This window comes from Silvibacterium acidisoli, from assembly GCA_022870745.1.
Lineage (GTDB): Bacteria > Acidobacteriota > Terriglobia > Terriglobales > Acidobacteriaceae > Silvibacterium.
Genome location: CP085323.1, coordinates 177,822 through 202,780 on the forward strand (window position 1 = coordinate 177,822; position 24,959 = coordinate 202,780).

At 58.0% G+C, this 24,959-nt stretch carries 19 protein-coding genes; 7 read left to right on the plus strand and 12 right to left on the minus strand.

The genetic code is table 11. The features are described 5' to 3' along the window. From LJD29_RS00700 to LJD29_RS00710, 3 genes are read left to right on the plus strand one after another with little or no spacing between them, the layout of a single operon-like run. Nucleotides 1-1,248 carry a TolC family protein gene (locus LJD29_RS00700; protein ID WP_446743828.1) on the plus strand — a complete coding sequence of 416 codons (1,248 nt, stop codon included), beginning with the start codon at nucleotides 1-3 and terminating at the stop codon, nucleotides 1,246-1,248. Further along, the gene (locus tag LJD29_RS00705) at nucleotides 1,248-2,426 is read left to right on the plus strand and encodes an efflux RND transporter periplasmic adaptor subunit (RefSeq protein ID WP_446743829.1); all 1,179 of its coding nucleotides are present in this window, start codon (nucleotides 1,248-1,250) and stop codon (nucleotides 2,424-2,426) included. Before LJD29_RS00700 ends, LJD29_RS00705 begins: the two co-directional genes overlap by 1 nt. Next, entirely contained in the window at nucleotides 2,427-5,585 is a 3,159-nt protein-coding gene (locus LJD29_RS00710) for an efflux RND transporter permease subunit (RefSeq protein WP_446743830.1), read from the plus strand. A 62-nt stretch (nucleotides 5,586-5,647) separates the two neighbouring features. On the opposite strand, the gene LJD29_RS00715 is transcribed toward LJD29_RS00710, so the two are convergent. Together LJD29_RS00715 and LJD29_RS00720 are read right to left on the minus strand one after the other, a co-directional pair. After that, complete coding sequence (locus LJD29_RS00715) at nucleotides 5,648-7,168, minus strand: glycoside hydrolase family 27 protein (RefSeq protein WP_446743831.1); 1,521 nt, start codon at nucleotides 7,166-7,168, stop codon at nucleotides 5,648-5,650. Nucleotides 7,169-7,234: 66 nt separating this feature from the next. Continuing rightward, nucleotides 7,235-8,779, minus strand: coding sequence for a tetratricopeptide repeat protein (locus tag LJD29_RS00720; protein ID WP_446743832.1), 1,545 nt, complete (start codon nucleotides 8,777-8,779; stop codon nucleotides 7,235-7,237). A gap of 150 nt (nucleotides 8,780-8,929) precedes the next feature. Here LJD29_RS00720 and LJD29_RS00725 point away from each other — a divergent pair, with 150 nt between their 5' ends. Continuing rightward, nucleotides 8,930-9,877 carry a tetratricopeptide repeat protein gene (locus tag LJD29_RS00725; protein WP_446743833.1) on the plus strand — a complete coding sequence of 316 codons (948 nt, stop codon included), beginning with the start codon at nucleotides 8,930-8,932 and terminating at the stop codon, nucleotides 9,875-9,877. 75 nt (nucleotides 9,878-9,952) lie between these two features. Here LJD29_RS00725 and LJD29_RS00730 read toward each other — a convergent pair whose 3' ends face one another. Then, complete coding sequence (locus LJD29_RS00730; protein ID WP_446743834.1) at nucleotides 9,953-13,555, minus strand: outer membrane beta-barrel protein; 3,603 nt, start codon at nucleotides 13,553-13,555, stop codon at nucleotides 9,953-9,955. 326 nt (nucleotides 13,556-13,881) lie between these two features. Here LJD29_RS00730 and LJD29_RS00735 point away from each other — a divergent pair, with 326 nt between their 5' ends. Beyond that, nucleotides 13,882-14,304: an EamA family transporter gene (locus LJD29_RS00735; protein WP_446743835.1), complete on the plus strand. Its 423-nt coding sequence runs from the start codon at nucleotides 13,882-13,884 to the stop codon at nucleotides 14,302-14,304. 8 nt (nucleotides 14,305-14,312) lie between these two features. Here LJD29_RS00735 and LJD29_RS00740 read toward each other — a convergent pair whose 3' ends face one another. From LJD29_RS00740 to LJD29_RS00760, 5 genes are all read right to left on the minus strand, one after another. After that, nucleotides 14,313-15,608 (minus strand): MFS transporter, encoded by a 1,296-nt coding sequence (locus LJD29_RS00740; protein ID WP_446743836.1) that lies wholly within the window; start codon nucleotides 15,606-15,608, stop codon nucleotides 14,313-14,315. 109 nt (nucleotides 15,609-15,717) lie between these two features. Further along, nucleotides 15,718-16,908, minus strand: a complete 1,191-nt coding sequence (locus LJD29_RS00745; protein ID WP_446743837.1) for a pyridoxal phosphate-dependent aminotransferase — start codon at nucleotides 16,906-16,908, stop codon at nucleotides 15,718-15,720. 55 nt (nucleotides 16,909-16,963) lie between these two features. Then, on the minus strand, nucleotides 16,964-17,461 hold the full coding sequence (gene coaD, locus LJD29_RS00750) for a pantetheine-phosphate adenylyltransferase (RefSeq protein ID WP_446743838.1): 498 nt from the start codon (nucleotides 17,459-17,461) through the stop codon (nucleotides 16,964-16,966). 90 nt (nucleotides 17,462-17,551) lie between these two features. Continuing rightward, nucleotides 17,552-18,631 (minus strand): recombinase RecA, encoded by a 1,080-nt coding sequence (gene recA / locus LJD29_RS00755; protein WP_446743839.1) that lies wholly within the window; start codon nucleotides 18,629-18,631, stop codon nucleotides 17,552-17,554. 177 nt (nucleotides 18,632-18,808) lie between these two features. Then, nucleotides 18,809-20,344 (minus strand): FAD-dependent thymidylate synthase, encoded by a 1,536-nt coding sequence (locus LJD29_RS00760; protein WP_446743840.1) that lies wholly within the window; start codon nucleotides 20,342-20,344, stop codon nucleotides 18,809-18,811. A 51-nt stretch (nucleotides 20,345-20,395) separates the two neighbouring features. Here LJD29_RS00760 and LJD29_RS00765 point away from each other — a divergent pair, with 51 nt between their 5' ends. Both LJD29_RS00765 and LJD29_RS00770 read left to right on the plus strand, forming a co-directional pair. Beyond that, nucleotides 20,396-21,346: a YqjF family protein gene (locus LJD29_RS00765; protein ID WP_446743841.1), complete on the plus strand. Its 951-nt coding sequence runs from the start codon at nucleotides 20,396-20,398 to the stop codon at nucleotides 21,344-21,346. After that, nucleotides 21,346-21,678 (plus strand): DMT family transporter, encoded by a 333-nt coding sequence (locus LJD29_RS00770; RefSeq protein WP_446743842.1) that lies wholly within the window; start codon nucleotides 21,346-21,348, stop codon nucleotides 21,676-21,678. Before LJD29_RS00765 ends, LJD29_RS00770 begins: the two co-directional genes overlap by 1 nt. 18 nt (nucleotides 21,679-21,696) lie before the next feature. Here the strand turns inward: LJD29_RS00770 and LJD29_RS00775 are convergent, their stop codons facing one another. From LJD29_RS00775 to LJD29_RS00790, 4 genes are all read right to left on the minus strand, one after another. Beyond that, on the minus strand, nucleotides 21,697-22,818 hold the full coding sequence (locus tag LJD29_RS00775; RefSeq protein ID WP_446743843.1) for an alpha/beta hydrolase: 1,122 nt from the start codon (nucleotides 22,816-22,818) through the stop codon (nucleotides 21,697-21,699). 34 nt (nucleotides 22,819-22,852) lie between these two features. Beyond that, nucleotides 22,853-23,761 (minus strand): 3-keto-disaccharide hydrolase, encoded by a 909-nt coding sequence (locus tag LJD29_RS00780; protein ID WP_446743844.1) that lies wholly within the window; start codon nucleotides 23,759-23,761, stop codon nucleotides 22,853-22,855. Between the two features lie 159 nt (nucleotides 23,762-23,920). After that, nucleotides 23,921-24,400 carry a hypothetical protein gene (locus tag LJD29_RS00785; RefSeq protein ID WP_446743845.1) on the minus strand — a complete coding sequence of 160 codons (480 nt, stop codon included), beginning with the start codon at nucleotides 24,398-24,400 and terminating at the stop codon, nucleotides 23,921-23,923. Nucleotides 24,401-24,570: 170 nt separating this feature from the next. Beyond that, nucleotides 24,571-24,948 (minus strand): hypothetical protein, encoded by a 378-nt coding sequence (locus LJD29_RS00790; protein WP_446743846.1) that lies wholly within the window; start codon nucleotides 24,946-24,948, stop codon nucleotides 24,571-24,573. Nucleotides 24,949-24,959 lie beyond the last annotated feature (11 nt).

A 24,959-nucleotide genomic window follows, 5' to 3' on the forward strand; every position in this document is an offset into this window, starting at 1 on the left:
GTGACTTTTCAGAAGCTGATCATCTTTTTTCTATTGCTGCCGTGCACCGCATTTGCCGAAGAGGGGAAGACACACCTTACGCTCGCGGATGCGATCTCCCGGGCCCAGGCAAACAGTCCGCGGCTAAAACAAGCCGTGGCGGTTACAGATAAAGCGAATGCCGCCATCCGCGTCAGCCGCGCCTACACCAATCCTTCTGTCGAAGTCTATGGTGGCTTGCAGTATGCAAGGCCGATCGCGACACCAGGTGTCCCCGGCATCCTGCAACACTACGCGGCAACGCAGACAATCGAGATCCCGCAGGAACGCCGCCTGCGGCGTTCCGAAGCGGAGTCGGCCGCGACAGCTGCTCGCTACGGGCAAAAGGCGGTCTCACTCTCCGTAACCGCCGATGTGAAACACGCGTTCTACAGCGCCTTGCGCCAGCAGGAAGAAATTCATCACGCAGAAGAGAACCTGGCGCTTGTTGAAGATCTTCACCATCGAGTGGAAGTGGAGGTTGGCGTAGGCGAAAAAGGCCGCCTCGAGCTGACCCGCGCAGAAGCGGAGCTTGCACGTGCACGCTTCGCCGTTCGAAGCGCACAGATTGAGTACGCGAATGCGATCGCCTTCCTGCGTGTGACAATCGCCGCAGCCCCTGATGCCGAGCTCGATCCCGTTGGCACGATCGAGCCCCGGTTAACCCTCCCTCCGCTGGCCGAAGCGAGAGAGCGGGTTCTGGAAAAGCATCCCGCTATCGAACAGTCGCGGACTGATCTGCAAACAGACAAAACAGCACTCGCCCACGAACGCTCGCTGCGCATTCCGCAGCCAACCGCGTTCGCCGAATTTGAAAATCAGCCTGATCTTCGCTTCTGGCGAACCGGCATCACGATTCCCCTCCCGCTTTTCGATCGCCGCAAAGGGCAGATCGACGAAGCAAAGGCAAGTATCGACCAGAGCCAGGCCGTACTGAACCAGAGGCGCCTGGAAACCATCTCCGCTCTGGAACGTGCGTATGAGCAGTACCAGCTTGCCGACCAGCAGGCCACGTCGCTTGAGTCAGGCTCGCTCCATGCCGCGGAAACAGCGGTCGATGCAGCACGCTCTGCTTATCGCTTCGGTGAGCGCGGCATCGTGGAAGTTCTGGATGCGCAGCGTGTACTACAGAGCGTTCGCGGAGACCTGCTGGATGCCCAGTTTGCCAGACAAGCTGCGCTCGTCGATCTTGAAGAACTTGGCGCGGTCGCGCCCGGAGGGAACAAATAATGCACTCTCGGATAAACGAAATCACCCTGCGCCGCCCTCTCGTATTCGCCTGCGCCCTGCTGGCACTGATGACCGTCGCGGGCTGCAAATCAAAATCAACACCCCAAGCGGCGAGCGCGGCCTCTGTCAATCCTGATGAAGTAAGTATTACTCCCTCGCTTGCAGGCAATCTGAAGTTCGGCACGCCCTCCTACGAAAACGTATCGGGCACTCTGCAGGTCGCGGCCCGGGTTGAGACAAACGCGCGCGACATCGCACAGGTAGGCTCTCCTGTTGCTGGACGCATCGAGCGGCTCCTGGTTTTTGAGGGGCAATACGTGAGAGCCGGGACTACGCTCGCAATGCTGCACAGCACATCGCTCTCTGACACGCAATTTGCGCTCATCAAGGCAGTGTCACAGCGCAACCTTGCAGCTGCATCGGTAAAGCGTGCAGAGCAACTGGTAGACGCAGATGTCATCGGTCGCGCGGAACTCGAACGAAGGCAAGCCGAACTCCTGCAGGCAGATACCGAAGCCGCTTCGTACCATACCCAACTGCGCGCCCTGGGCATGACGACCCAACAGATCCGCAGTCTCGAAACATCCCATACCCTCAGCGCCGACTATCCAATCGTTGCTCCGAAGACCGGCACTGTACTGAAGCGCGCCGTCGCCATTGGACAAGTCGTTCAGCCGGCTGACCCAGCATTCACCATCGCCGATCTCTCTACGGTATGGATCGTTGCCAACGTTCCGGAGGAAGATGCCGGCCATCTGCATCAGGGCATGGAAGTCGCCGCTCACATTCCGGCGACACAGCAGGAGTTGAAGGGTCACCTTAGCTTTGTATCGCCCATCGTCGACCCCGAAACGCGCACCGTTGCAGTCAGAATGGATGCCGCCAATCCTGACGGGCAACTGAAGCCGGAACAACTTGCCAACATGACTTTCATCGGTCACACCGATCGGAAGCTCACCGTTCCCAATACCGCTGTCGTGCGGGAAGACAACAAGGACTATGTCTTCATCGAAAACGGCTCGAACCGTTATCTGCTACATGAGGTAACACTGGGCGATGAAGAAAACGACCATCGTGTCATCCTCAGCGGGCTCAACGATAACGACCACATCGTGCTCGACGGCGCGTTTCACCTGAACAATCAGCGCAAACAGAACGCAATCAAGGGAGCCGAGTAGATGATCCGCTCCGTGATCGCTGGCGCACTGCGGCACCGCCTTATTCTTGTTGTGGTATCACTCGTTCTGCTCGGCTTTGGAGTCAATGCGGCTGAGCATCTTTCCGTCGATGCCTTTCCTGATGTAGCGAATGTACAGGTGCAGATCGCAACCGAGGCCGCCGGTAAATCTCCTGAAGAAGTGGAACGCGTTGTCACCATCCCCATTGAGATCGCCATGACCGGCCTTCCCGGCATGACGGATATGCGCTCGCTCAACAAGCCTGGGCTCTCACTTATCACCCTTGTCTTTACCGATGAAAGCGACCTCTTTCGCGAGCGGCAGATGGTGTCGGAGCGGCTCTCCGAGTTGCGCGATCGCATGCCGGAAGGTGTCACTCCTGTCCTGGGCCCCATCACCAATGCCCTGGGCGAAGTCTATCAATACACGCTGGAGGTTCCTGGTGAAGCGGCGGCTCATCACGAGCTGACGCGGGAAGAACTCATCCAGCGCAGAACACTCGAGGACTGGGTCGTTCGCCCGCTGCTGCGCTCTATCTCTGGCGTTGCCGAGATCAACTCGACGGGCGGATTCGTCAAACAGTACGAAACCCTCGTAGATCCACAGAAGCTTCATTACTACGACCTCAGCATCGACGATGTACGCGATGCACTCGCTCGCAATAACGCAAATGCAGGTGGCGGAGTATTGCCGCAACACGACGAGCAATACCTCATCCGTTCGATCGGGCTTATTCGGGATCTCGATGACATTCGCAATATCGTGCTCAAAGAATCTAAGGGCACGCCCGTCTACATCCGCGATGTCGCAGATGTTCGCATTGGCACCGAGGTTCGCTATGGCGCGATGATCAAGAATGGCTACACCGAGGCCGTTGGCGGTGTCGTACTGATGACCAGCGGCGGCAATGCGAAGGAGATCGTCAGCCGTATCAAGGAACGGGTTGCCGAAATCAACCGTCGCCACATGATTCCCGGCGGACTGCAGATCGTTCCCTACTACGATCGATCGCAACTGGTCGACGCTGCCATTCATACCGTCACAGAGGTGCTTGCCGAAGGCATTGTCTTCGTTGTGATCATTCTCTTTCTTTTTCTTGGCGATATACGCTCGTCACTCATCGTCAGCGCCAATCTGCTGTTGACCCCGCTGCTGACCTTCATGGTGATGAACCATATTGGCCTCTCCGCTAACCTTATGTCTCTCGGCGGTCTTGCCATTGCCATCGGCCTGATGGTGGACGGATCTGTGGTGGTTGTCGAAAACGTCTTCGGACGATTGAGTCACGCCCGTCATCACGGCGGTGCCGCGACTCCGGTTACGAAGCTGCAGCTTGTCCTTTCGGCTGTCATGGAGGTGGCAACGCCGACGCTCTTCGGCGTCACCATTATCATTCTCGTCTTCCTGCCCCTGATGACTCTCGAAGGGATGGAGGGCAAGATGTTCGCGCCGCTTGCGTACACAATCGCCATCGCGCTTGCGATCTCGCTCGTGCTGTCTCTCACCCTGTCGCCGGTGCTTTCCTCTTATCTGCTGAAGGGCGGCTCCGAAAACGATACCTGGCTCGTGCGCATGCTACGGCGCCCGTACTCAAGCTTGCTGGGATGGGCACTGTTTCATCGCAAAGCGATGGTGGCGATCGTTATTTTGCTTTTTGCTGGATCGCTTTCCCTGTTTCCCTTCCTCGGCACATCGTTTATCCCAGAGATGCAGGAAGGCACGCTCTCACCAAACGCAGACCGTGTGCCAAACATATCGCTTGATGAGTCGCTGCACATGGAGCGGCAGATGCAGCAGGCCATGCTGAAGGTGCCAGGCGTAGAGAGTGTTGTCTCGCGCCTGGGCCGTGGAGAATCTCCGGCAGATCCCGCCGGTCCAAACGAAGCCGACGTGCTCGCGACTCTCACGCCTTTCGACAAACGGCCTCGTGGCATGACGCAGGAGAAGATCGCCGACCAAATCCGTGACAGGCTGGCTGTCATTCCCGGTCTCAACCTCGTTATGTCGCAACCAATCTCCGACCGCGTGGACGAAATGGTCTCGGGCGTTCGCGCTGATGTTGCCGTGATGATTTACGGAGACGATCTCGACACACTCGTGGAGAAAGCCAACCAGATCGCAAAGGTTGCGTCGAATATTCAGGGCACGCAGGATACCCGCGTGGATCGCGTGGGCGGCCAGCAATATCTCACGATCTCCATCGATCGTGGAGCGATTGCTCGCTATGGGCTCAATGCTGCTGACGTAAACGATGTAATCGAGACCGCTATTGCCGGAAAATCTGCGACCGAGATTTACGAAGGTGAGCGGCGTTTCTCGGGAGTCGTGCGTCTGCCCGCTTCCCTGCGCGACAGTGTCGACGATATCCGTGAGCTGCTCGTCAGTTCACCGGATGGTCCGCGCATACCTTTGAAAGATCTAGCATCTGTCAAGGTCATCGAAGGTCCGGCGTTGATCAATCGCAGCATGGGCAAGCGCAGGATCGTGGTCGGCATCAATGTGCAGAATCGCGACCTGGGCGGCTACGTGAAGGAGTTGCAAGAGAAGGTCGAGCACCAGGTGTCGATGCCCAGCGGTTATTACATCGAGTGGGGCGGACAGTTCCACAACATGGAGCGTGCCTTGCATCACCTGATGATCATTGTGCCGATAACCATCGCGGCCATCTTCTTCCTGCTGTTCATTCTCTTTCAGTCGGTGCGATTTGCGGCGCTCATCATCACGGTACTGCCACTGGCATCCATCGGAGGCATCGTCGGATTATTCGTGTCCGGCGAGTACTTATCGGTTCCGGCATCTGTAGGCTTTATCGCGCTCTGGGGCATCGCTGTACTAAACGGAGTTGTCCTGGTGTCTTACATCCGCAAGCTTCGCCAGGAGGGTATGTCGCAAGCTGAAGCGGTGCGTGAAGGCGCAAGGCTTCGCTTCCGGCCAGTCATGATGACCGCGACAGTTGCGGCCCTGGGTCTGATGCCCTTTCTCTTCGCATCGGGACCGGGATCTGAAATTCAGCGGCCTCTTGCGATCGTCGTCATCGGCGGTCTGGTCAGCTCCACAGCCCTGACATTGCTTCTGCTGCCGGTTGTCTATGCCTTCTTCGAGGGAAAGAAGCCCGTAGAAAACCATGCAGCAGATTATTTCCCGTCTACCCACGCTTAGATGACGGGAAATAAAAAGGGTGCCGCGTTTAAAAGCAACGCGGCACCCATTTCTTACTCTACTTACTTGCTGCTGACCTTCAAGAGGAGGGTTGCGTGTGAAGGAAGTTGAGCCGAATACGTTCCATCGGCAAACTTCACATCCGCATGCTTCCAAAGGTCGCGTGCCTTCTTCACCGGGCCTGCCAGGTGCAGATCGCTCGCGTTGATGCTTGCTTTCGCTTCCGATGCGCCCATGTTCACGATACCGACAGCGACACTTCCGTCAGCCAGCGGCTTCACCCAGGTTTCGAGATCGCCATTCTTAGCCGGCGATGCCTGCTTGCCGAGCTTGTCCTGGTCGACGGCGATCACTTCATGGTTCATCAGGATCGACTTGGTCGTGTCCGACATGCTGCGAAGATCGTTGCCAGCCAGCAGCGGTGCCGCGGTCAGCGCCCACAGGCTCATGTGCGTACGATATTCATCGTCCGTCATGTGCCCGTTGCCGATCTCCAGCATATCGGGATCGTTCCAGTGTCCGGGACCGGCATAGGGAGCGGTCGGAACCTGTTTCTCGATATTTTCGATCATGCTTGACCATTCATCACGAATGTCGCCGGTCGTTCTCCACAGGTTCCCGGCCACCTGGGGTCCCCATGTTTCAACTTTTCCAAGACCATACTCGCAGAGGCTGAAGACGATCGGCCGATTGGTAGCTTTGAGAGCCGCGCCCATCTTCTGATAGACCGGTTGAAGATCCTTGTCCTGATACACCATCGAAGCGCTGCACCAGTCGTACTTCAGATAGTCGATGCCCCAGGCGGCGAAGGTCTTCGCATCCTGCTCCTCATGGCCATAGCTGCCGGGATATCCCGCGCAGGTGCGCGGCCCAGGCGAGGAATAGATACCCAGCTTCAGGCCTTTCGAGTGGACATAATCGGCAAGCGCCTTCATGTCGGGGAACTTGTGGTTGGGCTGCAGAACGCCCTGTGCGTCACGCACGCCTTCCCATGTGTCATCGATGTTGATGTAGACGTAGCCCGCGTCGCGCATGCCGCTGGATACCATTGCGTCCGCCATCGTGCGGACAGTGGCGTCATCCACTTTGCCGGCAAACAGGTTCCAGCTATTCCAGCCCATCGGAGGAGTCATCGCCAGGCCGTTCGTCGTTACAGGCTGAATCGCAGGGGGAGTGATGTACTCCACGGTCGGCAGGTCATCGTTTGGACCGGCCTTCGTGGCCACAAACGGATGGTTTCTGCCGCGAATCCCATGCAGTTCACCGTTCGCGAGATCACCGTTCAGAAACGGTCGTCCTTCATGAGCGGCATTGAACAACTCGAAGTGGGTGTCTTTTATCGTGCCCTTCACGTCGAAGGCGTACCCCAGTGATTTCACCTGCCCGGTAAGATCCGCACCGTTCTGATTCAGGTTGAGGATCATGCGCTGCTGCTCGCCGTTATCGAGCGTCATGCCATTCGAAATCCATTTTCCAGCGATGCTTGGCGCATGGCTGCATCCAGAGAGCAATGCTCCACAAAGCAGTGCTGGCACAACCCACGGCATGCGCGCACTGCGGACAAGGACATTCCTTAATTTCATTCTTTCCTCCTTTTTAAAAACCTTTCTCTTCACCCAACCACTCACACTCGTCATCGGGATCACTCCTCATGGCGCCGAATCGGTGACGCTCCGTGGACGTGCCTCAATCACTCGCATCGCATCACGGTACTGATCCTCCCTCTGTGTGCGTAATGCTGCGAAGCGCTTCGCCTGCTCAGCGCGCTGCGGGTCGTTGGTCTGGCCGTAGAGCCTCAGCAATGCATAGCTCGCAACGTAATTCTCCGGATCGAGTTCGAGCGCGCGTTTCAACGGCCCGATAGCGTCTGAATACTGCTTCATGGAGAAATAAATTTCGCCCATCTCAGCCAGCACTTCAGGCCGGTCTGGATGGAGCCTGTCGGCCTGACGCAACTCTGCAAGCGCCGCCTGAAATTTTCCCTGCTCTTTCAAGGCCCGGCCGAGGTAGAAATGTGCGGAAGCGGCGGTCTTTTCGTTTGCGGCAGCTTTGCTCAGCCATGCAACCGCATCGTCAAGATGACTGATGTCCAGGCAGGCAATTCCAGAGGCTAAAAATCCTGCAGGATCATCCGGCCGCATCGCACGATACTTGTCGAGATACCGCAATGCGTCGGATCCATTCGCGACAGTGCCCATTGTCAGCAGGTAGTCGGGATTCTCGGGAGCCAGCCGCACGGCGTCGGCGATCGCAACCTGGGCCTCGCGCAACAGCTTCATCTGCAGGCATACGAAACCATATTCATAAGCCAGGCTGGCGTCATTTGGCGCGATCGCACGCGCATGGGCGAGATAGCCGAGCGCCCCCTGCTGATCGTTGCCAGCAAGTGCAATGCGCGCCAGGTCGACTAACGGAGCGGTTGCCGTCGGCTCCGCCTCGTAGGCTTTCTCCAATGTCTCCTTCGCCTGCTGCCGCTTGCCTTCCGCCTCCTGCGCTAAACCCAGCATCCGCAACCCCTGTGCTGAAAGCGGTTGGTGAAGGTTCGCTGCAGAAAAGAGCACCTCCAGCAGGTCGGCGCGATGGGCCGCACGCAGTGCCGGCAAAGCCAGCATGACATCGCTCTCCAGCAAGTCAGAACTCGCAGCCAATGCTGCCGCTGCATGTTCTCCTGCAGAGCCATGGTTCAATCCAAATGCGTCTGCACACATCACTGCCTGTACGCGCGCTTTTGCGCGGGTTTCTGCGTCCAGCTTTTGCAGATAGCTCAGTGAAACGGCATACTGCTTGCGCCACAACGCTGCCATTGCGGCTCCATAAGCCGATTCAGGGTCAGACGGATCGAGAGCCAGCGCACGGGTGTATGCGCGAAAAGCATCATCGGCGCTCTTGGGATCGTGGTCCGCCGTCTCCATGTCAATCCGCGCAAGATTCTGCCATGCGCCCATTAACTTCGGATCGTGCAGGACCGCTAGCGAAAAGGCCTTTTTCGCGGCATCACGATGTCCGCTCTGTATAGCGACCACGCCAAGCAGGTTCTCCAGGCCGCCATCGTTTGGATAAAGCTTCATCGCGGAGTCCAGCGATGCCTGTGCGCCACGAAGATCGCTGCTCTCAATCTGTCCCTGTATCTTTAAGACCGTCTCCCGGTAGCCAGCCCGCTGGGCATGAGCGAGGGGCGACGTGCAGAGCAACATCAACAGAATGCTGGCGGATGCTCTTCGCAATCTGCGCAATTGCCAGGCACTCCCAAAGAGAAAATGAAGCACGAAAACCTCTCGCCGCCATAATAAACTCAGCGTATGACCGAGTGGCGCCAAAGGGCAGCGCTGACTATTGCCCTCGCTATGATCACAATTCCCCAAAGCGGCCTCGCGCAACAGACGACCGATCAACCTCCTCAAGGCATCGCCGGTGCCGACAAGCTGGGACTTTCCGAAACTCAGGCAGCCGCGCTGCAGCGGGCGCTCGACGCGCATGACTATCCTGCCGCTGAGAACACACTTTTGCCGGAGATCCAGGCGGCTCAGGACCCGGCGTACAAAGATCGCCTGCTGCTGACTATCGCCGGTATCTACTTTCTCGATCATGACAACCTGCATGCGGCCGTTGCCTGGAAGAAAGCCGAAGCCATCAGCCCGTTGCCTCCGGCGCTGCAGTTCTCGTTGGCCATGGCGTACGTTGGAATGGGCAGGAGGCAGTGGGCGACGCAACAACTGCAGAGGCTCGCGGACGCCGATACGCAGAACGCACTCTATCCCTACTGGATGGGGCGTATCGACTACGATTCCCATTTTTATGAGACGGCGATTGCGCATTTTCAGAAAGCGATCGCTCTGAATCCGCAGATGGCGCGCGCCTACGATAACCTCGGGCTTTGCTTCTTTTACCGCAATCAGAATGCGCTCGCGGTCCAGAACTTTGAGAAGGCCATTGCGCTCGACAGTCATACGAAGCATCCTTCCCCGTGGCCGCACATCAATCTTGCCGCCGTCATGCAGGCAACTGGCCAGCCTGCACAGGCCGAATCACACCTGCGCGAAGCCATCCGCATCGATCCGGGCATCGCTTCCGCACATTTCCAACTCGGTAATGTGCTTGACGCTATGGGAAAACTCCCGGCAGCTGTCGACGAATATAAGCAGGCTGCGCAACTGGATTCGCACTATGCCGAACCCCACTTCGCTCTCGCGCGTCTCTATCGCAGGCTTGGGCAAGATGACCTCTCCCGTCACGAAGTGCAGCTATACACACAACTGCACAACCCTTCAGGACACAGCCCCACAACCCCGTAAAGATACTCGCATTGGAGCAAAAACAGGCCGCCGGCAAATCCATGTCGGCGGCCTGTCTGTTTACTGCGTCTGCCGCTAGAACTCGATACGGCCGGCAAACTGGATCGTACGCGGGTTGCTGACCGTGCCGTTCCAGGTGCCAAACGAATTGCCAGTTGCGGCCACGTCCGTCACGAACGGAAGCGAAGGTCCATTGCCCGTCGATACGAAGTAGTGGTTGTTGAATGCGTTGAAGAAGTTCGCCATGAACTTGAAGTTGATCTTCTCGGTGATCCTCGTGTTCTTGGTGAAGGCTACATCTGTGTCCTGGAAAGCCGAACCGTAGACATTCGAAACGGCGCTTCCCGAACCTGTGTAGTTGAACTGCGAGAAGTTCGATTCAAACGCGGCAGGATTCAGATATTTACCGTCAGAATGAGGGTTATATCCGTTGCGGCCGTGGATATAGGGCTTCTGTCCAGGAATCAAACCTGGAATGCAGGACTGACGGAACTGCGGAACCAGGCTGCTCGTGGTGCAGGCCGACGACGAGAACCAGAGCGGCGTGCCGTACTCGTAGTGGTAGAGCGGAGCCACCTGCCATCCACCGACAACAACATTTGTAAGACCGCCGCTGCTGAGGAAGCGCTTGTTCTTGCCGAACGGCAGGTCGTACACGATCGACACCTGAGCGGTGATCGGGACGTTGTCCGGAGCGAGCGCATAGTCGCGGGTAGTCGGATTGAAAGGCGAGAACTGACCGGCATTGCCGAGCCCCGATGAGTTCTGCGACTGCACACCGTCCGTCGCGTTCGTCATCAGCTTCGAATATGTAAACGAACCCAGTACAAATAGTCCGTTCTTCGCCTGGTGATCGACCTGCACCTGCAGAGAGTGGTACGAAGACTGAGCGTGACCTTCATTCAGACCCGGCAGCGTGCCGCAGAACTGCGGATACGGCAGCAGAGCCTGTGCGAGCGTGGGCGTGCAACCGGTCAGCTGGCTGGCCCAACCAACATATGGCTCACTTACACCGTGAGCGGCAAATACCGCCGGGCCATTAGCCGCGGTGTAGCTGGTCGACAGGTCCGATCCGATCGAGCTGATTGCGTTATTGAACGGGTTAAGAGTATTCGCGGGGTTCAGCAGCGAAGGCAGATGGATGCCCTCGGTGCCGACATATGAAACGCGCGTGCTGAAGCTCTTCGGCAACTGGCGCTCAACAGTCAGGTTCCACTGCGAAGAGTAAGGACGGCGGTTGCCATCGAGGGGGCGATAAAGTGACGGGGTCTGTCCGTTATCGAAGCCAGAATTGATATTCTGTGTCGGCCCTACCTGCGCGGGGTTGATGCCGCTCTGAAGATACAGCGCAGGAGACTTCAGGTTTCCAACCGAGGTCTCGTTCAACGTGACGCTCTTGTTGAATCCATCCAGTCCCATGCCGCCACCCCAGTTCGGATAGAAGGCCTGGCCGAAATAGATACCGTAGCCGGCACGAATGACCGTCTTGTCATTCATCGAGTAAGCGAAGCCGAGACGTGGTGCAAACCCCTTCTTGAACGGAATTTCGGGGACATTGGCTCCATAGCTGGCCGCGCCGTAGCCATGCCCGGCGAAAGCCAGACGTCCTGCCAGCTCGGTGCCACCTGCGGTTACGGCATCGGGGTTGGCACCGTTCAGATCGATGAACGAAAGGTGGTTGTACTTCTCGCGGAAGGGCTGAATGTAATCCCAACGCAGGCTGTAATCAACCGTCAGCTTCGGCAGAACGCGCCAGCTGTCGCCCACGTGGAATGCCCACGCATCCTGACGCGGATACTCGGCAAGGATGTTGTAGTAGTTGATGTTCGCACTGGAGGCGGCACCAAGATAGAACGAAGCAGCGGCATCGCCAGGGCAGCCTCCGTTTGCGCACCCCTGGTTGCCGGTTGTGTCAGCCTGAAAATTGAACGTACCGCCCTGGTTGGTACCGAGGTGAATCGATGTGCCTGCCAGGCGCCATTCGAAGCCGGCATTGATAGTGTGCGAGCCCATGATGCGCGTGAACACATCATTGAATGCCCAGGTGCCGCGCGTAGTCTTGGCCTGCCCAGGATCAGGAAGGTCATTGTTGCCCAACTGGTTGTAACCACCGCCGAAGGTCATTTCCGGCAGATAAGACGTGTTGGCGACACCGGGGACGGTCGGCAGATTAGCATGACCGTTCAGAGCGTAGTACGACTCGTTACGGTTCAGGTAGCCGATGGTCGCGTGGTTGGTCATGTTGCCCGAGAAGTTATGCTCCCAGTTCAGGCGCTGGATGTTTGCATTCTCAGGGTCTGCAGGCCCTGCGGTTGAAATTGCGATCGGCAGATCGCTCTGCGTATTCAGACCCGCACGCTGCCACCAGGTCGTCCAGTAGAAGTGATCCTTCTGGCCAACGTTCATATCCACGCGGCCGAAGTAGACGTTCTCATTCGCCGTCAGCGAACCCTGACCTGCCCGCGAAACATAGTTGTTGGTTTCTCCGCTGTTTGTCGGCGTAGGCAACTGCGCCATGAAGGCTGCAGCGATCGGATCTGCGTAGGCGGGATTGATCTGGTTCATCACGCCGCCGAAAGCGATAGGCTGACCAGCGTCCGCACCGTACTTCACAGGATCATTCGGATAGTAAAGCTGGCTTCCGGCTCCGCTGAAGTTGCCCGTGCGTGCCGCGAGCGAAGGAATCGACAAGGTAGACGAGTTTGCACCGCCGGCTTCCTTGAAGCCTTCGTAGTTGAAGTAGAAGTATCCCTTCACCAGCGAAGACGGGCCGTGCAGTTTCGGAATCAGGATCGGGCCACCGAGGTTCGCACCAAAGTCGTTTTCCTTGTCAGGCGACTTTGTAGCTCCCCACTGTGCGGCATTCAGAGCATCGTTGCGCAGGTACTCATAAGCAGCGCCATGGAACTGGTCGCCACCTGAACGCGTGGAAATAATCAACTGGCCCGAGGTCGAGTTGCCGTACTGCGCGTCATAGTTCGCGGTCAGCACGTGCACTTCGCTGGTGATGTCAGGCGACATACCAAAGTCGGTTTCAAGGCTGACCATGCCGCTCTGGTTCATGTAGCCTTCCATCGCGGTAGCGCCGTCTACAAGGGCTTCGTCACCGCTGACCAGACCACCATTGATGCGGGTGTTGTATGCATTACCGCTGGCTCCAGTGGAGACGCCGGGAAGCATATCGGCTACAGTCACCGAGGAACGCGGCGCGCCGGAGACCGTCAGCGGAAAATCCTGCAGGGTCTCGGGAGCGATACCGCCGCCGATGGTCGGGTCGACGTAGTTGATCGTCGAGGTCTCACCGGTCACCGTCACTTCCTGCTGAGCGGTGCCAAGCGGCAGCTGAATATTCGCACGAGCCTGTTGCGTTGCGAGAAGCTGGATACCGGTCTGCGTTACCGACTTGAATCCGTTCGCGGTAGCCTGCAGGTTGTAAATGCCGGGCGAAATATTCGCAAAGGTAAACTCGCCGCTCGGACCACTCGTGATCGTCTGCTTGAAGTGGGTGCTTTCGTTCGTCAGCGTGAGAGTTACACCCGCAACGGCGGATCCGCTGGGATCTGTGGCAGTACCGGTAAGAGAAGCGTTTGTATCCTGCGCGTACGCAGGTGTCATAAGGCCCAGGCATAGCAACGAGTACACAAGCCACTTGGCCGCAGAAAAGATTCTGCTTCGCATGAAACCCACCTCCAAAACAACACAAAAGCCATGAGTCGATCGTTGTTGGCAGCCGTGCGATAACTCCCCGCCGGCCGTTAGAGTGCCGCTAAACTTGCTTTACAAACCCGGCGCGAATCTTATTGGGATAAACCACGCTTTGTCAATCGAATGCTTTCTATGACTTATCTGCTCATGAAATACCGAGCACATTCTTGCAGTGAAAGATAATTACACGCGCATAAAAGAAACATCACCCGGCGCCAAAACAGACGCAGGCAATAAATCCATATCGAGGATGTCGAGCGTCTGGCCCCCGGCACGAGCCACGGGATAAGCTCAGAATTATGAACTGGCTTCTTTGGTCTTTCCTCTCTGCCCTGTTTGCCGCGGCAACCGCCGTACTCGCCAAGATGGGCGTGGCGCACGTCGACTCGAACCTCGCCACCGCGGTACGCACAACGGTCGTACTGGTGATGGCATGGGCGATCGTCTTGGCCTTCGGATCGCACAAGGAATTTGCCGCGCTCGACCGAAAGAGCATGGCCTTCCTTATCGCCTCCGGTATCGGGACGGGGCTCTCCTGGTTGTGCTACTTCCGGGCGCTTTCGCTGGGCGAGGCCTCGAAGGTCGCACCGATCGACAAGCTGAGCGTGGTCTTTGTAATTCTGCTGGCGTGGCCGCTGCTGGGAGAGAAGTTAAGCACCGGCAAGCTGCTCGGCGGCGGACTGATCGCCGCCGGAGCCGTCGTGCTTACGCTTGCGAAATAATCGCCGCGCTAGTTCGGAGTTGCAGTAAGGTCGTCGTCCTTGGTCTCGCGAATCATGAACAGGCCGAGCAGTGTCAGGATCGCAGAGACAGAAAGGTAGTAGCCGACGTACTTGAGCCCGTAGGTGCGCGCCAGCCAGGTTGCGATATAGGGCGCAACGGAAGCGCCCAGGATACCTGCGATGCTGAATGCCAGCGAGCTGCCGGTATAGCGCACCTCGGTGGGAAACAACTCAGACACAATCGTGCCCAACGGCCCGTAGGTCATCCCCATCAGCGAGAGCCCGATCACCATCATCGCAACCGCACCGCCCGTTCCGGCAACGAACAAGGGAGCCAGGACAAGTCCGAAAAGTGCAATGAGCACCGAGACGCCGATCATCACACGCTTGCGTCCGCGCTCCGCCATGATGGCCGAAATCGGAATGGTCGCACCGAAGAAGAGCATGCCGAAAAGCTGGATCATCAGGAAGGTGCCGCGGCTGTAATGCAAAGCATTCGTGCCCCACGAAAGCGCGAAGACCGTCATCAGGTAGAACAGCACGAAGGTCGCAAGGCATACGAAGATTCCCGCCACCAGCGGTCCAAGGTGCTTCGCGAAAACCGACGCAACCGGCACGCCCGTCTTTTCATGCTTCTTCATCGACTCCTGAAACACCGGAGTCTCCGTAATCGTGAGCCGCACATAAAGCCCCAACAACACCAGCACCGCACTCGCGATAAACGGCAAACGCCACCCGAAGGAGAAAAACTGCTTATCCGTCAGCCAGCGCGAGAGCAGCAGGAAGGTTCCACCCGAAAGCAGGAAGCCAATTGGCGCCCCCAACTGCGGAAACATCCCGTACAGCGCACGCTTCTTCGGCGGAGCGTTCTCCACCGCCAGCAGCACCGCGCCACCCCACTCACCGCCCAGCCCAATGCCCTGTCCGAAGCGGCACAGCGCCAATAGCAGCGGCGCAATCACACCAATCTTTGAATAGCCCGGCAGCACGCCGATCAGGAAGGTCGACAGCCCCATCGTCGAGAGCGCCAGCACCAGCGTGCGCTTGCGGCCTATCCGGTCGCCGAAGTGCCCGAAGAGCGCCGAGCCGATGGGACGCGCTAAAAACGCAATGCCAAAGGTCGCAAGCGACTCCAGAACCGCCGAGGCTGGATCCGACGCCGAGAAGAACAGCTTGGGAAATACAAGCACTGCGGCAGTCGCATAGATGTAGAAATCGAAGAACTCAACCGTGGTGCCAACCAGGCTTGCAAATAAAACCTGGCGCGGAGTATTGACGGGCTTTGCGGTCTGTAGGGATGTCATCGTTCTGAATTCCCTGTATTTTATTGCATTTTCAAATCGCACACTCCCTAAAAGACGAGAGCGGCATAACGCAACTGCGAAGGTTTTAGGTGAGAACCTGATACGTGATTTACAGCTTCGCGAAGAAGTCCTTCATGCGCGCGAGCCCTGCTTCCACCACATCGTGCGACGTGGCGTACGACAACCGGATATGTTCATGCGTGCCGAAGGCCTCACCCGGAACAGTGACCACGCGCCCTTCGTGCAGCAACCGGCTTGCCAGCTCCATCGTGGTGCGTGCGCCCGGCCTGCCAAGGTACTGGCTCACATTCGGATACACGTAGAACGCGCCTTCCGGCTTCGTGCAGGTAATGCCCGGAATCTCCGCCAGCCGATTCAGGGTGCGGTCACGCAGCTTCAGGTAGTCAGCCCGCATCTCTGCGACGCAATCCTGAGAACCAGCCAGAGCGGCAATTGCCGCACGTTGCACGATCGAGGTTGCGGATGAAGTCGATTGGCTCAGCAGCTTTCCGATCGCTGCAATGATCGGCTTCGGACCAAGCGCAAAGCCAGCGCGCCAGCCGGTCATCGCATAGGTCTTCGAGAGCGAGCCGAGCACAATCACATGCTCCTTGCAATCGGTGAACGATCCTCCGCTAACCAGTACACCCGTGTACTGCAGATACACATAGCACTCATCGAGCAGCAGGTAGATGCCACGCTCGTGCGCGAGCTGCACAATGCGCTCGAGTTCTTCTGGAGCAATCACCGCCCCCGCAGGGTTATTCGGCGAATTGAGAATAATCGCCTTCGTGCGCCGCGTGATGGCTTTCTCAATCATCTCCGCTGTAATGCGGAACGAGTCGGCCTCGCTGGTTTCGAGCAGAACGACCTTGCCGCCCCCGTATTGCACGATGTCACGAAAAGAAACCCAGTACGGCGCAGGCAGAATCACCTCATCGCCATGATCCACCAACACCTGTAGCGCACAGAAGAGCGCCAGCTTTCCACCCGAGGTGAAGACAGCTTCATCCGGCGCATAGTTTGAACCGAAGTCCTCGGCATGGCGGTTTACAATCGCCTGCCGCAGCTCGGGAATTCCAGCCACGACGGTGTAGCGGGTAAAGTTCTGATGGATAGCCTCGACGGCCGCATCCTTGATGTGCTGCGGCGTGGCGAAATGCGGCTCACCCGCACCAAAATCCGAGAGATCCACGCCCTGCGAGCGCAGCTTTGCCGCTTCGGCGGTCACGGCCATGGTGGCCGAAATCTCGATGCGTCCAATGCGGTCAGCAAAAACCTTACTGGCTGTCGTCGTCATGATGATTCATTCTTGCAGATTCCTGCGTGCAAGCGCGACTTACCGGCTGTCGTTACTACCTGCTGCCATTTTTGGGCACGCGCTGGCTCAGCCGGTCGATCACAAACTGCGGCACCAATCCCTCGACTGAACCGCCCAGCTCAAAAACTTCCTTCACCAGACGCGAGCTCAGGAATGAGTACTTGCCATCCGGCATGAGAAAGACCGTCTCCAGCTCGGGCGCAAGGCGGCGGTTCATCATTGCCATCTGCAGCTCGTACTCGTAATCGCTGATCGCGCGAATGCCGCGCAGTACAGCCTGCGCCTTCTGCTGCCGGGCAAAGTCGACAAGCAGGCCATCGAAGGAGCAGACCGAGACATTGCCGAATCCGGCAACGCCTTCTGTCAGCATTTCGACACGCTCTTCGACGTTAAAAAGCGGGTTCTTACTCGAATTACGCAGTACCGCAACGACCAGGTGCTCGAACAGCTTGGAGCTGCGTGCAATCAGGTCAAGATGCCCATAAGTGACGGGATCAAAGCTGCCGGGGTAGATGGCTTTTACATTATTCACGCAAGGTGATTGTAGCCGCTATGACGTGAGGGTGCACCAGACAGAAGCGGCAGACCGTGATGGTCTGCCGCTTCGATCAAGACGAGCAACCTACTGACGACGCGCCGGACGAACCACTTCCTGCGCGGCTGCCGCGCCGTTCGCAGGCACAGCAGGTACTTCAGGAGCGGCCTCAGCAGCTACGCCGATGCCCAGTTTCTGGCGAAGCTGCGTGTCCATGCGTCCAAAGACTTCCTTGTTCTCCTTGAGGAAGTTGCGGACGTTCTCACGGCCCTGGCCGATGCGCTCGCCGCTGTAGCTGTACCAGGCGCCAGACTTCTCGACGATATTGTTGTTCACAGCCAGGTCGAGCACATCGCCTTCGCGCGAAATGCCTTCGCCGTAAAGAATGTCGAACTCGGCTTCACGGAAGGGCGCGGCAACCTTGTTCTTCACGATCTTCGTCTTGGTGCGCGAACCGACAACAACATCGCCTTCCTTGACGGCGGCAATGCGGCGGATATCCACGCGAACCGAAGAGTAGAACTTGAGCGCGCGGCCGCCGGTCGTCGTTTCCGGATTGCCGAACATCACACCGATCTTTTCGCGGATCTGGTTAATGAAGATCAGGCAGGTACGCGACTTTGCGACCGTTCCGGTGAGCTTACGCAGCGCCTGGGACATCAGGCGGGCCTGCAGACCTACGTGCGAGTCACCCATTTCGCCATCCAGTTCCGCCTTGGGAACCAGCGCGGCGACCGAGTCGACAACCAGGACGTCGACCGCACCGGAGCGAACCAGCGCTTCAGTGATTTCGAGCGCCTGCTCGCCATAATCCGGCTGCGAAACCAGCAGGTTGTCTACATCTACGCCAAGCTTCTTGGCATAGATCGGATCGAGCGCATGCTCAGCGTCCACAAAGGCAGCCATGCCGCCGGCCTTCTGGGCCTCGGCAATAATCTGCAGGGTGATCGTCGTTTTGCCCGAGGATTCCGGCCCGAAGATCTCCACCACACGGCCACGCGGAACTCCACCCACACCGAGCGCGGCGTCAAACGAGATGGAACCGGTCGAAATAGAAGCAATCGGCACCACATCACGGCTGCCCAGCCGCATGATGGAACCTTTGCCAAACTGCTTTTCGATCTGTGAAAGCGCCAAATCTATAGCGCGGGAACGGTCATCTGCCACGTTAATCTCTCCAGTCTCAGGCACACATCTGTCAGGAACAAAAGGCTCGTTTCAAAACAGGACATGCGGGCTTTGGGTGAATCTTAGCATCGCTCCTCGCGGGGCGAAGAAAAACCAAAAACTATAGTACCGTCCCCGGCCCATCCACGTCCAGCGGAGTGCCAATCCGGGAACGATTCAACGCTTCAGCACGTCCACAGGTTCGCGCACATCGGTCGTCCGGAAGAGGCCAGCCAGTGCCGGATGCCGCCGCTGAACCGCCTCGTACATCTCCCACGCCACCCGCCGGTAGGAATAGTGTCCCTGCGGCTGCGAGCGAAGTTCCGAGATATACAGCGCTTCGGCGAAATCCATCTTGAACAAAGCGCGGTTCCGAGTTCCCAGGGGGAGCAGGTATTGCGCCGACTCGGGAGCTGTCTTCGCCAGCTCCGCATATGTTTTGTGTGCAGCCAGCACGGCTCCGCTATAGCGTGATTCGAGCTTCATTTCGCGGATACCCTCTGGCAGGTCGAAGCCGTGAGCGCTGGTAAAGCTCTGCATCACCTGAATGCACTTTCGATGGCGGTGCATGTCGCGGAAGCCGCCGATGTCCATCAGGATGTCGAATTTCAGAGCTTGCCCAGCCGAAAACTCGCGCAGGAGTTCGTCGTGGCGGCCGCGGTTGCGTGCTCCAATAAGAATGATCTCGTTTCGACGGGCCTCGTCCAACCCTTCCACCATCAGGCGTATCTGCCTGTAAGGAAAGTGACTTGCGCCGTATAGCAAGGTCGTCGCAAGTTCGACTTCCAGTGATGGATCGCTCTCGATCAAGTCCACCACCGGAGCCGCGTCGACGATCTGCCCGGCCATCACTTCCCGGGCTGCCTGCTCCAGTTCTACCCGGGTCGCCATCTCGTAGGAATTGGGAGCGGCATACTTCACCAGCGTCGGAGCGGTCTTTACTTCACGAACAAGCAGCGACTCAGACTCGCCTGCCAGGGCAGGATCGAGCGCCGCAATCTTCTCCTGAAGTTCAGCCAGCGCCTCGCCATGGACATTCCAGGCAGCGCCTGAGGCAGCCGTCCGCAGCTTTTCGCCTAGTTCTCGGATCTCCGCAAACGGGCTTGAGAGCAGCCGGGAGACCTGCGTCTCCAGGGTACGGGCATTCACAATCTGGCCTAGCGAGGTATTGGTCGCCAGCGGCAGCATGTAACGAGCCACGTCGAAGGCACGGGCGCGAAGGGTGCGCTCGTAACTTTCGGCCTTCATTTCCTCGGGCTTTACGACCGAGCTTTTCAACGATTCGAAGGTGCCTTCGGCGATGTCATGGTAAGCGGCAAACAGGTCGTCGATTCCCTGCCGAAATGTTGCTTCCGCACCGGTATCTCCGCCGAAGTCAGGCATATACCAGCCGCTCTTACGAAAGTTCTGGTAGCGGGTCGAGCGCTCCTGGCCATCCCATCGCTGCTCGTCCACGAGTACAATCGCTGCGAGGAGCGAAAGCCGCTCCACGGCAAAAGCCAGGTGGGCGAGATCGGCGATAGAGCGATGTCCATACTGGAAATAGAATGTGTTGAGAAACTGTTCAGCGCGCTGACTGCTGATCTCCCGGAGTGACTCCTTCATGGAAAGCGCGGAGCGAGAATACTTGGCCATGGCATAGGCCAGTACCTCGGGATCGGCGCCATGAACGGCAAACACCTCGGTCTGGTTCCGGGGAGATGCCTCGGACAAGGTTGCAGATGTGGCAGCTTCAGTTTCCGGCATGGGCAACAGGATACGGTATTGGCCTCTGAAAAAGCGGTGACGGAATTGATCAATTTGGACGCCCCTGCGCAACACGGACTGAAGCTTTCTCGTCTCTCCAACAGCCGTTCCCCTATCGAATCATCGCTTTTCGCCGCCGGACCTCTTTTTACCGCCGGACCTGACGACATGCAGGAGATTCTCACCGCCACCAGTCACCGCCCCTGGCCGCTGCCCCAGACGCGCTGGACCATGACCCAGCGCTGGAACGACCTCCTCTTCGCACATTGGCCGGTACCGGCCGCCCGCCTGGCCGACCTCATCCCACCCGGCCTCGTTCTCGACACTTTCGACGGCTCGGCCTGGGTCGGTGTCGTCCCTTTCTGGATGGACCAGATCAAGATGCGCGGCCTGCCGCCCATCCCGGGAGCGAACCGCTTTCCCGAACTGAACCTGCGCACCTACGTCCGCGAAGAAAACACCAACATGGGTGGCGTGTATTTCTTCTCGCTCGACGCCGCCAATCCGCTGGCGGTGGCCGTTGCCCGGCTCTTTTTCAAGCTGCCGTATTACTGGTCGAAGATGCGCATCGACCACTGCGACAACCGCGAATTCCGCTACTCCAGCGAGCGGCGTTTCCAGAAAAACCAGGCGCGGTTCCGGGCACGCTACCGCAGCCTTGGGCAGGCTTCGGACAAACAGGGTCTTGAATACTTTCTCACCGACAGGTACGCGCTCTACACCGCCGATCCCTCGGGGGCGCTTTTTAAAGGCAACATCCACCACCTGCCCTGGCCGCTCGAACGCGCCGAGGCCGAGTTCGAAATCAACGAGCTGCCTGCGGCTCACGGCATCGTCCTGCCGGATACTCCTCCGCTGCTGCATTACAGCCGCGAGCTTGTGGTTTACATCTGGTCGCTGGAACAACTGCTGCCCGGCGCGTTATTGCAACCGGCGGGAGCGCCAATTCCCGCTCCGAAGCCGCTGTGATGGAAGCTACGTCCAAACCCTGGGCCCTGATTGTGGTCGCAGGGATCCTCGAGACCGCGTGGGCCATCGGTCTGAAATACACCGTCGGCTTTACGCGCCTGGTGCCCAGCGTCTTCACCATCATCGCGCTCGCCGGAAGCATGTACCTGCTGGCAAGAGCGTCCGCTTCCCTGCCGATCGGCACCGCCTACGCCGTCTGGGTAGGCATCGGAGCCTTCGGCGCCGGAGTGATGGGCATATTCCTCTTTCGTGAGCCGGTGACGCTGCCGCGAATCTTCTTCCTCGCGCTGCTGATCTGCTCCATCATCGGACTGAAGTTCACCAGCCACTAAGAGTGATGCCTCTTTTCTCTATTTCGGATCGTCGTGCCAGAGGTATTCAAGTGCTTCCGGTAGAGTCTGCTGTTTCACGGCGCGGTCGGTGTGACCGGCGTTGCGCGCGAAGAGAAACTGATAGTGGTAGCCCTTGGTTGCCAGCACTCGTGCCATGGCTTCATTCGCCAATACCCAATCGTGAAAGTTATCGCGCATGACGTTGGGATTGAGCAGGTCGCGATCCCCGACCTCAAGCCACAAACGCAATGGCTTGCGTGCAGAGCCGGGAATCAGGTGCTCGTGGAACTCCCATGCCCCGTGAGGGGTTTGCGGATTGCTGGGCCATTGCTGGTTTACATACGTGCCGGAGTAGGTAAGGACGCGCCGGTAAAGCTCCGGGTGATACCAGGCCATGATCAGCGCGCACGAGCCGCCGGAGCTGCCTCCCATGGTGGCGCGCTGGTTGGGATCGTGCGTGAGTCTGACGTGGAAGTGCAATTCGACCTGCGGAAGCACTTCATGCTCGACGAACTCTGCGTAGCGGCCTGACATGGTGTCGTACTCAAGACCGCGCTCGCTGCCTTGTGCGTCACCTCCTCCATTCGAAATGGAGATGGCGATCATGACTGGCACGCGATGCGCTGCAATGAGGTTATCGAGAGTGGTGAAGAGTACAGGGTCAGGACCGTCCGCGCCAACGATGAAAGGCACCGTGCTGCCTGGAACGTACTGCCGAGGTACGTAGACCGTAACGCGACGGCTGTAGGGTGCGGCATGACTTGTCGTAACGATGAGCTTGGCGGGATCATTCGGATCCGGCTTACCGAAGGTTCCAGGTTCGCGTGCGATGCCGGGGTAGAACTTGCTTTCAGCAGAGTTCAGGCTGAATTCGGAGACGGTGCCCTGAGGAACGTCCGGGTGCGGCAATGTCTCGGGCGCGGGGTCGTGAACGGGTGCGAGGATGAAGTTGCCATCCTGCGCAGGAGACGGCAAAACGCCTGCGGAGAGTTCCTTCGCAGTGACGAAACCGGGCGATCCCGGATCGCGAGTAGGTGGCTGCGGCCGCACCGGCGTGGAGACTGGCGACGCGGTTTGCGCATGAGCCGGAGAGAGCGAGAGCAGCAGCGCGATGAAGACGATAAGCCTGGATATTGTCATGAGTCCCGTCACTGGAATGCCGCCGGCGTGAAGCCTAGCGGTCGAACTTCCGCAGCCAGATGTTACGGACGGATATTTTGCAGGGCTGGCTTTCAATCTCGAATCCGATCAGTCCTGGCTGGTTGTTTGCGGAGTCTGGATTGTCATCGATGAAGACCGCCATAAGCTGGCCGTTGATGATGTGCATCATGACCCCGCCGCGCGCAATGATCTCGTAGTCGTTCCATTCGTTCACCTTCACGTAGCCGCCCAGCGCCTGCCTGTCGCCGATATTCGCGACGAGGCGATTGGTCTGTCCAGGCAACGCCTGCGTTACCTGTCCGCGATACGCGAGGATGCCCTGCATCGTGTTTTCGGAATACCACTGCCCCGAGTACATCGAAGCCGATGCGCTCACCGGAAACCAGAAGTCCGCTTGCGGACCGGTCATCATGAACTTCAGGTCATACGGAGGCTGGCCGGGAGGCTGTGGCCGTGTCCACGGTGCGCCGGTGGCGCTGCGGTACTGGATGCCACCGCCTCCACCCTTTTCGATCTTCATCTGCAGCTTCAGGTCGAAATCCCGCGCCCGGTCGCCGCGGTACACGATGTAGTTGTTGCCCTTCGGCTTGCCTTCGAGTGTTTCACCGACCATGATTCCGTTCTCGACCCGCCAGATGCTGGGGTCAGCATCCCAGCCGGCAAAACTCTTTCCGTCGAAGATCTGCTTGTAACCGGTGTGATCCTCGGGGTCATAGGGAGCCGGCTCATGAAACTTCGGCATGCCCGGCAGCTTTTCGCCATGCGGGCCGGTCTGCGGCGGCTGGGCAGCGGGAGACTCCAGCGCAGGCGGCACCGTTTGCGCCAGCGTGCATTGAGAAGTGACAAGCAGGACGCCTGACAAGACCGTCAGCCGAAACGGCGAACAGAACATCCGAGCGCAGGAGCGCTTCGCTACCGACATCGAATTTCCACCTTTCAACTCTGCTTCAACAGCTACAGACGTTTTACGAGGGTCTTTTGTCTTCCGCCGCCAGGTGCCGGGTGCCCCATTCATGACGCGGTTCTATCGCGGCATGAATCGGATGGCATAGCTTACGGAAATGGCGTTTCTCGGAGCCGCTTAGAGCACGAGAGTGTTCTTGTATGCGATTTGAAGGCAACTTGCCAGGTCTACATTTGCAAAGACCGTGCGGCATAGGATTGCTTGGATGAAGTCAGGTAACTCTCGCAAGTGAACTGGCACGGTCGGTGCAGCGACCAAGAAGTAAACTGTGCCAGATTGGGGGTACGTCTCGATGTCAAAAGAGAATAAGCCTCGCTCAGCCATAAATCGGAAGCTCTGCGTGTATCGACGCTCATCAACTTTGATTCCAAGACCGGGAACAAATTGACCGATCCCAGAACTGATGGCCGCTGGACCAATCATCGGAGCAGACGTTCGGAAGTAAGTCGTTATAAGCTCCAGATCTTTAGCAGAAGATGCCACGCTTGCTGGGAGGTTCTTAAAACCTGCCGTTGCGAAGTGTCCTATGTATCCAGAGAGATCTACAGCAAACCAATCAAAGTCTGTGGAGATTTGGTCCTGTTCTGAAATCGACATGCATAAGTATCTCTTGGATGGGGGACTATTTCCGAGAAACTGGCCGGGGCCCCATTCATAACGCGGCCCTATTGCGGCATGAGTGGGACGCCACAGCTTCCGGGAAGGGCGTTTCTCCTTAATATTGCACCCCGCGATCGCTGAAGATGCGCTCGTCCTGCCGCTAAGAGTCACTGCTTAACGATCACGTGCGACGCAGACTCGATGCAAACAAATTGCATTTCGCCATCACGCTTAGGCGTAAACGGACACACCTCAAAATCTCCGTAGATGGCTCCATTTCCATCTGGGAACCTAAGAGCCTTTGGATAGATTGGGTGTTCGGCGTCATTGATTGCTGGTCCATCCGACACGCCCAGCATTCGCTTCGTTCCGATGGGCCACAGGCGAATCTGAATAGTGTCAGCGCCTGCACTCAATCGCCCGTGAACCATAAAGCAGGCCGCAACGATCTTCGGGTTATCCTTGCACCTCGGCGCACCCGCAGAGTAGGCGTGCGAACTTCCGAATACCACCGTACAAGCCACCAATACCGGTCCAATCTTCATGCTGGACATCT